The organism is Microbacterium gorillae, from assembly GCF_000826185.2.
GTDB classification, from domain to species: Bacteria; Actinomycetota; Actinomycetes; order Actinomycetales; family Microbacteriaceae; genus Microbacterium; species Microbacterium gorillae.
This window is the reverse complement of record NZ_LN648873.1, coordinates 580,639-593,832: the sequence shown is the minus strand read 5'-3', so window position 1 is coordinate 593,832 and position 13,194 is coordinate 580,639. Positions and strand designations below refer to the sequence as shown.

The window sequence follows — 13,194 nt, the reverse complement described above, 5'->3', positions numbered from 1 at the left end:
GTCCTCGTGATCCACGCGACCGAAGACACCGTTCGTGCCGGACAGGGGTGGGCCACGATCCCCGGAGCCGATGCGACGGGCACGGATGTGCCGGTGCCGTTCGCCGCGGCGAAGCACGTCGGATGCTGTGGCACCATCCAACACCTCACCACCGCCCCCAACGGACGCATCGTCAAGCTCACCATCGACAAGCGCTTCTTCTCCCCCGACCAGCGGCGAGCGATCACCGTCCGGGACCGGTCCTGCGTGATCCCGGGATGCCACACCCCGGCCCGGTGGTGCGAGATCCACCACGTGAAGGAATGGTCCAGGGGCGGTGAAACGGATGTCGATAACGGGGTGCTGATCTGCTGGCACCACCACCGATTCATCGACCGCATGAACTGGGACATCCGGATGAACGACGGCGTCCCCGAAGTACGACCACCCGACTGGATCGACCCCACACAATCCTGGCAACCCACCGGCCCACGGGCCACGGGCCAGCCGAAGCGGGGTGCGTGATGCGTGGGGAGAACTCCGTCCGCACCACGGCCGCCCCGCCCCTCGCGACGGCCCGTCGCGCCGGCGCTCGCCCAACAACCGAGAGTGGGTCGGCGACCGGCGCGGCGTCGGCCACCTCGGGACGCGAGCCGGCGACGAGAGTCGAGACCTGGCGGGCGGTCTTAAGCCGAAAACGCACGCATGCCGGAACCCGCAGCGCCGAACGCAACGTAACGAAAGCGCCCCGAGCGCACCCGACGCAACCACCCCGCAATCCGCGCGCCGAAACTCGAACAGCACCACCCCGACAACCCGTGTCGTCTTAAGCGAAATGAACGCGACCACGATGGAACGCAACCCGATCACCTCGCACGAACGACGTTCCGCCCGCGCGCAGCCAACGACCAGCGGTCAGTCGACGAGCTCCGTCAACGCCGCATGGATGCGCTCCATGTCGACCAGCAGCGAGCCGACGAGCACCCAGTGGTCTCCACTCGGCTCGGTGATCCGGAGCGGGCGGGTCAGCGCGGGCGGCTCGGCCCGCACCGGCGCAGCCTCCTCGCCATGCCCGTCCGGGTTCGGGACGCGCGAGCGCAGCACGTCCACATCGTGCGCCGCGCGGGACAGCTGCTCCGAGATGGCCTCGACCGATGCGTCATCCGCGAGGCCGGGAACAGCGCGATCGACGTATGTCCGCGTCATGCCGATCAACTGCGTCACGATCGGCGCCACCGCATCAACCATGTGCCGCAGCTCGGCCACCCGCGCCCGCACCGCACGCCCGCGGGGATTCAGCGTCAACGTGTCCTCAGCCGTATCGATGCGCGCCAACGCCTTCGCAAGCATCGGACGCAGCAACCGGACCTCGATCATCATCTCCGTCCGCTCCGGCGCGGTCGTCTCGCGCGCCAGCGCACGACCGAGGGCGGACAGGCGCGCCGACAGCTCCGTGAGAAAGGCCCGCACCTCGCGCTGCGCGGGCGCCAGCGCAACGGGCGGCACGATCGCGATGTTGACGATGAACCCGATCACCACCCCGAGCACGGTCTCCACCACCCGATGCACCGCATACTCCGGCGTCGACGCCCCCAGCGCGATGACCAGCAGCGCACTGATGCCGATCTGGTTCGCCGACCCCGGCGTCATCCGCAGCCCCCACGCCAGCAGGAGGGCGGCGGTCATGGCGACGAGGACCACCCACCACGCCGCACCGAACAGGATCGCCAACCCGGACGCGACCAGCACGCCCACGATCACGCCGACGCTGCGCTCGATGCCCTTCGCGAACGACTGGTTGACGCTCGGCTGCACCACGAGCAGCCCGGCGATCGCCGCGAACACCGGCGGCTGACCGTGGATGAGCAGTTCGGCGACGACCCACGACAACCCGGCCGCGAGAGCGGACTTCAGCACCTGCAGCAACGAGGTGCGCGCCGTGGCGCGGAAGGTGGAGGTCAAGCGCACACCGCACACGCTACCCGCGACCGGCGTAGGGTTCACGGATGGACGACACGCACCGCCGCGAGTTCCAGGCGCTCCTGGACGATCGCGAGGCCGAGGCGCACCGCCGTCTCGCCGACGCGGACGCGGCGCTCGCCGAGGTCTCCGAAGCCCGTGGCGACGGCGTCGCGGACGATGAGCACGACCCCGAGGGCGTGCCGCTGTCGGCCGAGTGGACGATGGTCCGTTCCCGTCAGCAGGACACCATCGCCGAGCTCGCCGCCATCGCCGCAGCCCGCGTGCGGATGGACGCGGGGGAGTACGGCGTCTGCATCGACTGCGGCCGCGCCATCCCCGTCGCGCGTCTGCGTGCCCGACCGTTCGCCACCCGGTGCGTCGCCTGCGAAGAGCGTGCCCACTGAGGCGCACGGCAGCCCCGCACTCTGATAACCTTGAGTGTCAATCGACTGGAGCAACTCCTCTCGAGCGCGCCCGACGGATCTCGTCCGTTCGGAAAAACCAATCCACTGCTTCACACGCATCGCACGTTCGCGTGCCTGCGCTGAAGCCCGACTTCCCATCCATACAAGGACAACCCACTACATGACTAACGCAACGACCGCCCCGGCCACCAAGCAGGTCGCGATCAACGACATCGGATCCGCTGAGGACTTCCTGGCCGCGGTCGAACTGACCATCAAGTCGTTCAACGACGGCGACATCATCGAGGGCACGATCGTCAAGGTCGACCGCGATGAGGTTCTGCTCGACGTCGGCTTCAAGACCGAGGGTGTCATCCCCTCGCGTGAGCTCTCCATCAAGCACGACGTCGACCCGAACGAGGTCGTCTCCGTCGGCGACCAGGTCGAGGCCCTCGTTCTCCAGAAGGAGGACAAGGAAGGCCGTCTGATCCTGTCGAAGAAGCGCGCCCAGTACGAGCGTGCCTGGGGCGACGTGGAGAAGATCAAGGAGAACGACGGTGTCGTCACCGGTTCGGTCATCGAGGTCGTCAAGGGTGGCCTCATCGTCGACATCGGCCTCCGCGGCTTCCTCCCGGCCTCGCTCATCGAGCTGCGCCGCGTCCGCGACCTGACCCCGTACCTGGGCCAGGAGATCGAGGCGAAGATCCTCGAGCTGGACAAGAACCGCAACAACGTCGTCCTCTCGCGCCGCGCTCTGCTCGAGCAGACGCAGTCCGAGACCCGCACGCACTTCCTCAACAACCTGCACAAGGGTCAGGTTCGCAAGGGTGTCGTCTCCTCGATCGTCAACTTCGGTGCGTTCGTTGACCTGGGTGGCGTGGACGGCCTCGTGCACGTCTCCGAGCTGTCCTGGAAGCACATCGAGCACGCTTCCGAGGTCGTCGAGGTCGGCCAGGAGGTCACCGTCGAGATCCTTGAGGTCGACCTGGACCGCGAGCGTGTCTCGCTGTCGCTGAAGGCGACCCAGGAGGACCCGTGGCAGGTCTTCGCGCGTACCCACGCCATCGGCCAGGTCACGCCGGGTAAGGTCACCAAGCTGGTTCCGTTCGGTGCGTTCGTTCGCGTCGCGGACGGCATCGAGGGCCTCGTCCACATCTCCGAGCTGTCGGGCAAGCACGTCGAGCTGGCCGAGCAGGTCGTCTCGGTGGGCGAAGAGGTCTTCGTCAAGGTCATCGACATCGACCTCGACCGTCGTCGCATCTCGCTCTCGCTGAAGCAGGCCAACGAGTCCGTTGACCCGTACGGCACCGAGTTCGACCCGGCCATGTACGGCATGGTCGCGGAGTACGACGAGAACGGCGAGTACAAGTACCCGGAGGGCTTCGACGCCGAGACCGGTGCTTGGAAGGACGGCTTCGACGCTCAGCGCGAGGCTTGGGAGGCCGAGTACGCCGCTGCCCAGGCTCGCTGGGAGGCGCACAAGGCTCAGGTCATCAAGGCCGCCGAGGCCGAGGCGCAGAACGACGGCTTCGACGCCGGTTCGTCCTTCTCCTCCGACTCGAACGGTGCCGGCACGCTGGCGGACGACGAGGCTCTCGCGGCTCTCCGCGAGAAGCTGTCGGGCAACGCCTGATCCAGTTCTGAACTGATCCGACCCGGGGGTCGGGGCCTACGGGTCCCGGCCCCCGGTTCCGTTTCGGACTGGCAGGATGAGAACATGCCGCTCATCGCCCTGACCGGAGGCATCGCCTCGGGGAAGTCCACCATCGCTGCCCGCCTCGCCGAACACGGTGCCGTCGTCATCGACGCGGACGCGATCGTCCACGAGTTGCAGGCTCCGCATGCCCCGCTGCTGAAGGAGATCGCGGCCGAATTCGGTGACGAGATGGTGGTGGACGGCGTCCTCGATCGTGCTCGCCTCGGTGCCGCGGTCTTCGGACGTCCGGATCGGCTGGCCGCGTTGAACGCGATCGTGCACCCGGCGGTGAAAGCCGAATCGCGCCGCCGTTTCGATGCGGCGTTCGCGGCCGACCCGAACGCCGTCGTCGTCTACGACGTTCCGCTGCTCGCCGAGGCGCGCGGCGCGGGTGAGTGGGACCTGATCATCGTCGCCGACGCCCCGGCGGAGCTCCGCGTGCAGCGCCTCATCGACCTTCGCGGCCTCGCTCCGGAGGACGCCGAGCGCCGCATCGCCTCGCAGGCGTCCGATGCCCAGCGGCGCGCACTGGCGGACGTGGTGATCGACACCTCGTCCACGGTGCAGGCCACCCTCGCGCAGACGGACGCGCTGTGGGAGCGGCTGGCCGCGGCCTCCGACTGACATCGGCGGAGGAGGCGTGGACGGCATGCCCCCTGGCGAGGTACTATGCGCGCATAGCAATTGATCGGAGGGTCGAGATGTGGACCAGAGAAGTGATCGACCACAGCGCCGCGTCGCCGGCGGAGGTCTACGCGCTGTTCGCGGCGCCGGAGCGCTGGTGGGAGTGGAACGCCGGCGTCGCCTCCGTGCGGATGGACGGCCCGTTCGCCGCCGGAACCACGGCGGTCATGGTGTTCCCGGACGGGACGGAGCTGCCGTTCCACCTCGCCTGGGTACGCGAGAACCACGGATTCGGGGACGTCACCGAGGTGCCGGACGCCGGGGTGGTCGTACGCGTGTCGCATGAACTCGAACCCGAGGACGACGGCACGCGCATCACCTATCGGTGCGACGTCGACGGGCCGGACGAGCCGGCCGCCGAGGTCGGCGCCGGAGTGACCTCCGACTTCGCCGAGGTCATCGCATCGCTGGCGCGACGGGCGGAGAGCGCCGGTGGCTGACTCGCTGTCGCCCGCGGACAGCCCCGGCCTGTTGCTCTGGCGCGCGACGCTGGGCTGGCAGCGGGCGATCGCCGCCGCTCTGCGCCCGCTCGGCCTCACGCACGTCCAGTTCGTTCTGCTCGCCAGCGCCTGGTGGCTGACACGTGTAGCTGGGGAGGAACCGCGTCAGGGGCGCATCGCGGAGCACGCGAACACCGATCCGATGATGACGTCGCAAGTGGTCCGCAACCTCGCCGACCGCGGGCTGCTGACCCGCGACCCGGACCCGGACGACGCCCGCGCCCGGGTCATCGGAGTGACGGACGTCGGTGTCGACCTCGCCGCGCGCGCCGTGGCCATCGTCGAGCAGGTCGACGCGGAGTTCTTCGGTGTCGTCGCGGACCGCGGCGAGCTGTTGGACATTCTGCGGCGACTGGCCGCGTGATGCTCGATTCAGACCGGCTGTGTGGTGGCGCGCTTCGCCCGTCGGTGGCGGATGCGACGCACCACCATCCAGATCAGACCGGCGATCACCGCCAGCCCGACGAGGACCGCGAGGATCGGAACCAGCAGGGCCAGGACCGACATCGTGATCGACGCCGCGTCCTCGGCGGTGCTCAGCACCGGGGCCGCGAGGCCCGCCGTGGCCATGTTGGCGACCGGTCGGGCGACCGCCTTGAGCAGATGGACGCCGAGCGCGATCGCCACGCCGACGATGACCGGTGTCCAGTTCATCCCCGCCAGCGCCCCCGGATCATCCAGTTTCAGCGCCTCGGCAGATGCGCCGGCTCCGAAGACGATGCCCCCGGAGGCCGGACGGATCGCGGTGTGGATGACGTCGTTGACGGTATCCAGGGCCGGGACTTTGTCGGCGACGATCTCCACCACCAGCAGCGCACCGATGATCCAGAGTGAGACGTCACTGGTCAGCCAGGACCAGCCGGCCGGAAGCGTGATGATGTCGGTGAACCGCGCGAGTAGCCCGAGCGCGAGGAGCGGGATCCAGGCGTTCAAGCCGGCCGCGCCCGCCAGGGAGGATCCCACGAGGAACTCGATCACGTCGCTCAGACTATCCGGTGGCGCTTTCGGAGCGGTGCTTTCGCGGTGCGCGGACGCCCGTCCCGGTGTCCGTGGTGCGTCCTAGGCTGGAACCATGCGTCAGCCCACCCGCGCCGTTCGTCCGTTCGAGGTCGTCAGCGAGTACATGCCCTCCGGCGATCAGCCGCAGGCGATCGCCGAACTCGCGCAGCGCATCAACGCCGGGGAGACGGATGTCGTTCTGCTCGGTGCCACCGGTACCGGCAAGTCCGCCACGACCGCGTGGCTGATCGAGCAGGTGCAGCGGCCCACGCTCGTGATGGCGCACAACAAGACCCTCGCCGCCCAGCTCGCGAACGAGTTCCGGGATCTGATGCCGCACAACGCGGTGGAGTACTTCGTCTCCTACTACGACTACTACCAGCCCGAGGCGTACGTGCCCCAGACGGACACCTTCATCGAGAAGGACTCGTCCGTCAACGCCGAAGTCGAGCGGCTCCGGCACTCCACGACGAACTCTCTGCTCAGCCGCCGTGACGTGGTCGTGGTCTCCACGGTGTCCTGCATCTACGGTCTCGGTGCACCGGAGGAGTATCTGCGGGCGATGGTGGCGCTGCAGGTGGGGGAGCGGTACGACCGCGACGCCCTGATCCGGCAGTTCATCTCCATGCAGTACAACCGCAACGACCTGGACTTCTCGCGCGGCAACTTCCGCGTGCGCGGCGACACGATCGAGATCATCCCGGTGTACGAGGAGTTCGCGATCCGGATCGAGCTCTTCGGCGACGAGATCGAGGCGCTCTACCGCCTGCACCCGCTCACCGGCGACGTGATCGACCGCCTGGACGCCGTGCCGATCTTCCCCGCATCGCACTATGTGGCCGGGACGGATACGGTTCAGCGCGCGATCGGCACGATCGAGCACGAGCTCGCCGAGCGGCTCGCCGAGCTCGAGGGCCAGGGCAAGCTGCTGGAGGCCCAGCGGCTGCGGATGCGCACCACGTTCGACCTGGAGATGCTGCAGCAGCTCGGTTTCTGCTCCGGCATCGAGAACTACTCCCGGCACCTGGACGGTCGGATGCCCGGCGAGCCTCCCCACACGCTGCTGGACTTCTTCCCGGACGACTTCCTCCTCGTCATCGACGAGTCGCATGTCACCGTGCCGCAGATCGGCGCGATGTACGAGGGCGATGCCTCCCGCAAGCGCACGCTCGTCGAGCACGGCTTCCGGCTGCCGAGCGCGATGGACAACCGGCCGCTGCGCTGGGACGAGTTCAAGAACCGCATCGGGCAGACGGTGTACCTCTCCGCCACGCCGGGCAAGTACGAGATGGGCATCGCGGACGGCGTGGTCGAGCAGATCATCCGTCCGACCGGACTGATCGACCCGCAGATCGTCGTGAAGCCGTCCAAGGGGCAGATCGATGACCTGCTGGAGCAGATCCGGCTGCGGGTCGAGCGCGACGAGCGCGTCCTGGTCACGACGCTGACGAAGAAGATGGCCGAGGAGCTCACCGACTTCCTCGGCGAGCACGGCGTGCGCGTGCGGTACCTGCACTCCGACGTGGACACGCTGCGTCGCGTCGAGCTGCTGACCGAACTGCGTGCCGGGGTGTACGACGTGCTCGTGGGCATCAACCTGCTGCGTGAAGGTCTGGACCTTCCGGAGGTGTCGCTGGTCGCGATCCTCGACGCGGACAAGGAGGGCTTCCTCCGCTCCGGTACCTCGCTGATCCAGACCATCGGTCGTGCGGCGCGGAACGTCTCCGGTGAAGTGCACATGTACGCCGACGTCATGACCGACTCGATGCGCAACGCGATCGATGAGACCACGCGCCGGCGTGCCAAGCAGATCGCCTACAACACCGAGAACGGCATCGACCCGCAGCCGCTCCGCAAGCGCATCGCCGACATCACCGAGGTCCTCGCCCGCGAGGGCGCCGACACCAAGGACCTGCTGCAACGCAAGAAGACCAAGAGCGGTGAGGGCCGGAAGGGCACCAAGAAGCGGGAGGGCATCGCCGCGGAGGGTGCGCAGCAGCTCGAGGACACCATCGCGGACCTCACCGAGCAGATGCTGACCGCGGCCGAGGAGCTGAAGTTCGAACTCGCCGCGCGCCTGCGCGACGAGGTGCAGGACCTGAAGAAGGAGCTGCGGGCGATGGAACGGGCCGGACACGCCTGACGCGGGTCCGCCGTCTGACCGCGGGATCGAGGACCAGGCGCTCGAGAGCGACGCCGAGTGATTCCGCTCAGATGGGGCAGTGCATCAGCGTGCGCTCGCCGGTGCGGTCGAACTCATGCTCGCTCATGGGGTGGCCGCACAGCGGACACGGCGCCGTCGCGGGTTGCGCGGGCGGCTCGGTCTCGTAGGGGCCGACCGTCGGGGGACCGGCGTACTTGATGATCGTGTCATTGACGTAGGCGTACAGCCCCCCGGCTTCACGGATGCGGTCACGCAATCGGGGTTTGTCGCTCATGATCCTTAGTGTACTAAACATCCGTGGGCTATCTTGTGGGCATGACGGCCACGGACGACACGGACATCCTCTCGCTGGATGCGCAGCTCTGCTTCGCTCTGGTTACCGCGGCGCGCAACGTCGTCGCGATCTACCGCCCCATTCTGGAGCCGCTCGGGCTGACCCATCCGCAGTATCTCGTCATGCTGGCGCTGTGGGAGTCCTCGCCCCGCTCGTTGCGCGAACTGGCCGATGCCCTCGCGTTCGATGCCGCCACCGCCTCGCCCCTGGTGAAGCGGCTGGAGGCGCAGGGTCTGGTCACCCGTCGGCGCGCAGGCGAGGACGAACGGCGGCTGGAGATCGTGCTGACCGCGGCCGGGGTCGCCCTGCGCGAGCGGGCCCTCGCTGTCCCGCCGGCCGTGATGAGCACGGTGGGCATGTCCGTGGAGCAGGTGCGCGACCTGCGCGAGTCGCTGCGCCCGTTCGCGGGCTCTCGCGTACCGTTGGACTCCTGAGACCGAGCCCGACGAGGCGCTCATGAGGGGGACGATCGAGCGGTGACCGACCTGCAGGCGCCTGCGCGCGAGACCCCGCGCACGCCGCGACGACCGGCGCTCGGGCCCCTGCTCGCCGCAGGCGCGTTGTTCTGCCTCATCATGGTCGCCGCCGTGTTCCAAGGACCGGTGACGTTCGGCCCCTTGCGCCTACCCGGTCTGACTCCGTCCGGGATGCCCCCGCAGACCGAGGGCGCTGACGACACCCCGATCCCGCTGCCGACGGACGCGCAACCCGGCAACCTGCGGGGCCTCGGCGTGGTGCTCGCCATCATCTTCGGGCTCGTCCTCACCGCGATCGTCGTCCTCCTCGTGATCGCGCTGGTGCGTTGGCTGCGGCGGCTCTGGAATGACCGCCGCTTGCGGGCGCGCGCCGGCGCGGACGTCGCCGCCGATCTCGTCGGCGCCGCGGTACCCGCGGTCGATGCTCCGACGGTACGGCGAGGTGTCGCGGCCGCCCTGCTCGGGTTGGATGAGCGCGCCGAGCCCGGGGATGCCGTGGTCGCCGCCTGGGTCGGTCTGGAGGAGAGCGCGGCGGATGCGGGGATCACGCGCGCGCCGAGCGAGACCGCGGCGGAGTTGGCGATGCGGATCGTGGCGCGGGACGCGAACTCCCGGGAGGCCGCTCAGGTGCTGCTCGGCCTGTACGAGGCCGTTCGATTCGGCGGACACCGTGCCGGAGAGGCCGAACGCGAGCGGGCCCGGTCCGCGTTGCGACGCATTGAGGAGAGCTGGCGATGACCGTGCGGCGATTCATCGGTGCGCTGATCGCGGGCGCCGCGGCCGGCGGTGTCGCCTGGTTGCTCGGCGTGGGCGGCGTGTTCGCCGTCGCGTGGGGGATCCTCGCTGCCGGAATGGTGATCGCGGCCCTGCTGCCGAGCACTGTCAGCGAGACCATGGACTGGCCTCCGGCGTCCTCGCGGGCACGTTCGGAGATCCGGACATCCTCCGTCGCGCGTCTGGCGTGGTCCTTCGACCCGAAGACCGGCGCCGCGCGGACGAGCCTGGCACGGCGCGTGCGTCGACTGGCTCAGCGACATCTCGCCGTCCACGGACTCGTGCTCGAAGACCCGTCGCGGACGGCCGAGATCGACGCCGTCCTCGGCGCGGGAATGCAGAGCGCACTGTTGAAACCGGAGATCGCCCGCCAGGCCGTGGAACACGTCCTGGCGCTGGGGGAGAGCACCGCCGCCGGCGGTCGAGAGGAGCAACCATGACACAGGACGAGATCGCGGAGGTCGCGCGCACCGGGTCCGCAGTGCTGGAGCGGGTCCGCACGGTGGTGGTCGGCATGGACGAGCCGTTGCGCGTCGCCCTGGCGACGATCCTCGCGGGCGGGCACGTGCTCTTCGAAGACGTTCCCGGGCTGGGCAAGACGCTGGCGGCGCGCAGCCTCGCGGAGGCATTGGGGCTGGATTTCCGGCGCCTGCAGTGCACCCCCGACATGCTCCCGGGAGATGTCACGGGCTCATTCGTCTACGCCCCGGCGACGGGAGAGTTCGATTTCCGACCGGGGCCCATCTTCACCGGTCTTCTCCTGGCCGACGAGATCAACCGGACCACGCCGAAGACGCAGTCGGCGATGCTCGAGGCGATGGCCGAACGACAGGTCACCGTCGAGGGGCAGCGGTTCGAGCTGGCTGAGCCCTTCCACGTCATCGCCACCTCGAATCCGATCGAGTTCGAGGGCACCTACGCCCTGCCGGAGGCGCAGCTGGACCGCTTCATGGTGCGCCTGTCGGTGGGCTACCCCGAGCCGGCGGCGGAAGCCGACATCGTGCTCGGCCGCGTGGCGCGGCGCACGGAGCGGACTCACCTCGATCCGGTGATCGACGCCGCGGGACTGCGCGCGATGCAGCAGACGGTGGAGGCGATCCACGTGGACGCGGACATCGCTCGGTACGCCGTCGACCTCGCAGGCGCCACCCGTGGACTCGCCGACGTCGCCGTCGGCGCATCGCCGCGCGCGTCGCAGGCGCTCGTGCTGCTGGGTCGCGCTCTGGCGGCCCTGGACGGCCGGGACTACGTCCGCCCGGACGATCTGAAGCGCGTGAGCGTCCCGGTCCTCGCGCATCGACTGACGCTCAGCCCGCAGGCCTGGGCGCGAGGCGTTGATCCGCGCACGCTCGTCGGGCAGGTCGTCGCTCAGGTCGCCGTGCCGCCCACCGTCGCCGCATGAGCACGCCCCGCCCGCGCGCACTGACGGCCGGACCGGCGGCTCTCGGCGCAGCCCTCACGGGCCTCGTTCTGGGCGGCGCCGGTCTGGTCAGCGGTCGCGCGGACGTCGTCGCCTGCGGGCTCGCCCCGCTGATCTGGGCGATCGTGGTCTGGGGGCGACGGGCCCGCCCCGCCGACACGTCCGTCACCACCGGGACGCTCGCCCCGCAGGGGACCCGCGCCGTCGGCGAGGTGCGGGTGAACTCCGGTGGTGAGCTCGTCGAGGCCGTCCTGGAACAGGGGCCCCGTCGGACGCGGACCGTGATCGTGCCGGCGACGGCCGGGGTCATCGGCGTGGCCAGCGACGTCGCGCACTCCGGTCCGACGACTCTGGTCTCCGCCGTCGCGCGGACGGTGGACGCCGATGGCGCGCTCACCGGTCCGGCATCGCCGCGCACCGACGTCACCTGGTACGCGGTTCCCGGCACGGCCCGGTTGACCGCGCTCCCGCCGGCGCCGCGCCTGACCGGTTTGAACGGTGCGCACGAGGGCACGCGGATCGGTCACGGGGGCGACTTCCGAGACATCAACCCCTTCGCCCCCGGTGATGAGCTTCGTCGCGTCGACTGGCGGGCGACCGCACGACTCGCGCGCCGACCGGGGGAGTTGTTCGTGCGACGCACCCATGCCCTCTCCGACGCCAGCACGGTGATCGTGATCGACACCGCCGACGATCTGGGCGCGGTGGTCGCGTCGTGGGGCAGCGGTGACAGCGAGGCGTCCGGAGTGACCTCACTCGACCTGGCCCGGGAGGCCGCTCGCGCCATCGCCGAAGCCACGATCGCCGCGGGCGACCGCGTCGCCCTGCACGAGCTCGCCCTCCGCGGCCGGTCGATCCGCAGCGGCGGCGGCGCGCGGCAGCTCGCCCATGTGCTCACTGCGCTGTCCGCGATCGGGCCACGCGCCGACGACGAGCGGTACCGACGCACCCCGCCCGTCCCGGCCGGGTCGGTGATCTACATCCTCTCCACCTTCTTCGACGGCGACGCCTCCCGGTTGGCTCTGACATGGGCTGCCGGCGGCCACCGCATCGTCGCGGTCGACACGCTGCCGAAACCCGACCTCGCCCGGCTGACCCGGCAGCAGGACCTCGCCGCCCGGCTGCTGTTCGCGGAGCAGCGCGCGATCCTGGCTGACCTCGACCGTGCCGGTGCGGCCGTGGTGCAATGGGCCGCCGGCGCCGATGACCTGCGCACGCGGCTCGGGGCGATGGCGCGGGAGCGACGATGAGTGCGGCACGACACGATCTGCGGATCGGCCCCTGGATGCCGGTGTGGGTGCTCGGCGCGGTGATGGTTCTCGTGGGGGTGGGAACGGCGCTTGTCCTGGGTGGACCCCTGTTCTGGGTCGGCATGGTCGCGGCCGCGACGATCATCGGCGTGGTCGTTCCCCGACTGCTGACGGCATGGGGCGCGGCCGCACTGGTCGGGCTCACGCTGCTGTTCGGTCCGGTCGACGGCGCACGCACGGCGCTGGCCGTGTTCGGCGTCCATCTGCTGGTCGTCCTGGCTTCGCTCGTCCTGCCGTTCCCGCTCGGCGGCCGGATCGCACTGTCAGCGCTGCGCGCCAGTGGGGTCCGGTTCCTGACCATCCAAGTGCCGGCGCAACTCCTGGGTCTGCTCGCGACACTCATCGCCGGCAGCGCCGGCGGCGTCAGCTTCGGCTGGCTGGCCCCCGCCGGCGCCGCGGTGGTGGTCGCCCTCGTGCTCTTGACGGTCCGGGTCGCCGGGCGTCGCTGAGAGCGCACTCGGTCTGATGTCGGTGGCCCCGTCTAGAGTTGTC

General features: G+C 69.8%; 16 protein-coding genes. 13 read left to right on the top strand and 3 right to left on the bottom strand.

The genetic code is table 11. The features are described 5' to 3' along the window. A partial coding sequence (locus BN1193_RS05800; RefSeq protein WP_141396628.1) for an HNH endonuclease signature motif containing protein occupies window positions 1-504 on the top strand: 504 nt, incomplete at its 5' end. A gap of 390 nt (window positions 505-894) precedes the next feature. On the opposite strand, the gene BN1193_RS05795 is transcribed toward BN1193_RS05800, so the two are convergent. Then, a complete protein-coding gene (locus BN1193_RS05795) occupies window positions 895-1,947 on the bottom strand; it encodes an FUSC family protein (RefSeq protein ID WP_040164559.1) in 1,053 nt (350 codons plus the stop codon). A 38-nt stretch (window positions 1,948-1,985) separates the two neighbouring features. Here BN1193_RS05795 and BN1193_RS05790 point away from each other — a divergent pair, with 38 nt between their 5' ends. From BN1193_RS05790 to BN1193_RS05770, 5 genes are all read left to right on the top strand, one after another. Beyond that, window positions 1,986-2,345, top strand: a complete 360-nt coding sequence (locus BN1193_RS05790) for a TraR/DksA family transcriptional regulator (protein ID WP_052460462.1) — start codon at window positions 1,986-1,988, stop codon at window positions 2,343-2,345. Window positions 2,346-2,526: 181 nt separating this feature from the next. After that, on the top strand, window positions 2,527-3,978 hold the full coding sequence (gene rpsA, locus BN1193_RS05785) for a 30S ribosomal protein S1 (RefSeq protein ID WP_040164557.1): 1,452 nt from the start codon (window positions 2,527-2,529) through the stop codon (window positions 3,976-3,978). 84 nt (window positions 3,979-4,062) lie between these two features. Continuing rightward, window positions 4,063-4,665 carry a dephospho-CoA kinase gene (coaE, locus tag BN1193_RS05780; protein ID WP_040164555.1) on the top strand — a complete coding sequence of 201 codons (603 nt, stop codon included), beginning with the start codon at window positions 4,063-4,065 and terminating at the stop codon, window positions 4,663-4,665. 77 nt (window positions 4,666-4,742) lie between these two features. After that, window positions 4,743-5,165 carry an SRPBCC family protein gene (locus BN1193_RS05775; protein WP_040164553.1) on the top strand — a complete coding sequence of 141 codons (423 nt, stop codon included), beginning with the start codon at window positions 4,743-4,745 and terminating at the stop codon, window positions 5,163-5,165. After that, window positions 5,158-5,589: a MarR family winged helix-turn-helix transcriptional regulator gene (locus BN1193_RS05770; RefSeq protein ID WP_040164551.1), complete on the top strand. Its 432-nt coding sequence runs from the start codon at window positions 5,158-5,160 to the stop codon at window positions 5,587-5,589. Before BN1193_RS05775 ends, BN1193_RS05770 begins: the two co-directional genes overlap by 8 nt. An 8-nt stretch (window positions 5,590-5,597) precedes the next feature. Here the strand turns inward: BN1193_RS05770 and BN1193_RS05765 are convergent, their stop codons facing one another. Next, complete coding sequence (locus tag BN1193_RS05765; protein WP_040164549.1) at window positions 5,598-6,203, bottom strand: DUF4126 domain-containing protein; 606 nt, start codon at window positions 6,201-6,203, stop codon at window positions 5,598-5,600. 94 nt (window positions 6,204-6,297) lie between these two features. On the opposite strand from BN1193_RS05765, the gene uvrB reads away from it, so the two are divergent. Then, complete coding sequence (gene uvrB, locus BN1193_RS05760) at window positions 6,298-8,367, top strand: excinuclease ABC subunit UvrB (RefSeq protein ID WP_040164547.1); 2,070 nt, start codon at window positions 6,298-6,300, stop codon at window positions 8,365-8,367. A 67-nt stretch (window positions 8,368-8,434) separates the two neighbouring features. Here the strand turns inward: uvrB and BN1193_RS05755 are convergent, their stop codons facing one another. Next, entirely contained in the window at window positions 8,435-8,662 is a 228-nt protein-coding gene (locus tag BN1193_RS05755; protein ID WP_040164546.1) for a hypothetical protein, read from the bottom strand. 41 nt (window positions 8,663-8,703) lie between these two features. Between BN1193_RS05755 and BN1193_RS05750 the strand changes: the two genes are divergently transcribed. From BN1193_RS05750 to BN1193_RS05725, 6 genes are read left to right on the top strand one after another with little or no spacing between them, the layout of a single operon-like run. Continuing rightward, window positions 8,704-9,156, top strand: coding sequence for a MarR family winged helix-turn-helix transcriptional regulator (locus tag BN1193_RS05750; RefSeq protein ID WP_040164788.1), 453 nt, complete (start codon window positions 8,704-8,706; stop codon window positions 9,154-9,156). A 42-nt stretch (window positions 9,157-9,198) separates the two neighbouring features. Next, entirely contained in the window at window positions 9,199-9,936 is a 738-nt protein-coding gene (locus BN1193_RS05745) for a DUF4129 domain-containing protein (RefSeq protein ID WP_052460460.1), read from the top strand. Continuing rightward, window positions 9,933-10,412, top strand: a complete 480-nt coding sequence (locus tag BN1193_RS05740) for a hypothetical protein (protein WP_052460459.1) — start codon at window positions 9,933-9,935, stop codon at window positions 10,410-10,412. Before BN1193_RS05745 ends, BN1193_RS05740 begins: the two co-directional genes overlap by 4 nt. Then, window positions 10,409-11,374: an AAA family ATPase gene (locus tag BN1193_RS05735; protein WP_040164784.1), complete on the top strand. Its 966-nt coding sequence runs from the start codon at window positions 10,409-10,411 to the stop codon at window positions 11,372-11,374. Before BN1193_RS05740 ends, BN1193_RS05735 begins: the two co-directional genes overlap by 4 nt. Further along, entirely contained in the window at window positions 11,371-12,642 is a 1,272-nt protein-coding gene (locus BN1193_RS05730; RefSeq protein WP_052460458.1) for a DUF58 domain-containing protein, read from the top strand. The genes BN1193_RS05735 and BN1193_RS05730 overlap by 4 nt, the downstream gene beginning before the upstream one ends. Beyond that, window positions 12,639-13,151 (top strand): hypothetical protein, encoded by a 513-nt coding sequence (locus tag BN1193_RS05725; protein ID WP_040164544.1) that lies wholly within the window; start codon window positions 12,639-12,641, stop codon window positions 13,149-13,151. The genes BN1193_RS05730 and BN1193_RS05725 overlap by 4 nt, the downstream gene beginning before the upstream one ends. The last annotated feature ends 43 nt before the right edge of the window (window positions 13,152-13,194 follow it).

Bases quoted from the DNA above. Each gene is read 5' to 3' on its own strand.
- BN1193_RS05790 (WP_052460462.1), top strand. From the start codon at position 1,986: ATGGACGACACGCACCGCCGCGAGTTCCAGGCGCTCCTGGACGATCGC.
- rpsA (WP_040164557.1), top strand. From the start codon at position 2,527: ATGACTAACGCAACGACCGCCCCGGCCACCAAGCAGGTCGCGATCAAC.
- coaE (WP_040164555.1), top strand. From the start codon at position 4,063: ATGCCGCTCATCGCCCTGACCGGAGGCATCGCCTCGGGGAAGTCCACC.
- BN1193_RS05775 (WP_040164553.1), top strand. From the start codon at position 4,743: ATGTGGACCAGAGAAGTGATCGACCACAGCGCCGCGTCGCCGGCGGAG.
- uvrB (WP_040164547.1), top strand. From the start codon at position 6,298: ATGCGTCAGCCCACCCGCGCCGTTCGTCCGTTCGAGGTCGTCAGCGAG.
- BN1193_RS05755 (WP_040164546.1), bottom strand. From the start codon at position 8,662: ATGAGCGACAAACCCCGATTGCGTGACCGCATCCGTGAAGCCGGGGGG.
- BN1193_RS05750 (WP_040164788.1), top strand. From the start codon at position 8,704: ATGACGGCCACGGACGACACGGACATCCTCTCGCTGGATGCGCAGCTC.
- BN1193_RS05740 (WP_052460459.1), top strand. From the start codon at position 9,933: ATGACCGTGCGGCGATTCATCGGTGCGCTGATCGCGGGCGCCGCGGCC.
- BN1193_RS05735 (WP_040164784.1), top strand. From the start codon at position 10,409: ATGACACAGGACGAGATCGCGGAGGTCGCGCGCACCGGGTCCGCAGTG.
- BN1193_RS05730 (WP_052460458.1), top strand. From the start codon at position 11,371: ATGAGCACGCCCCGCCCGCGCGCACTGACGGCCGGACCGGCGGCTCTC.
- BN1193_RS05725 (WP_040164544.1), top strand. From the start codon at position 12,639: ATGAGTGCGGCACGACACGATCTGCGGATCGGCCCCTGGATGCCGGTG.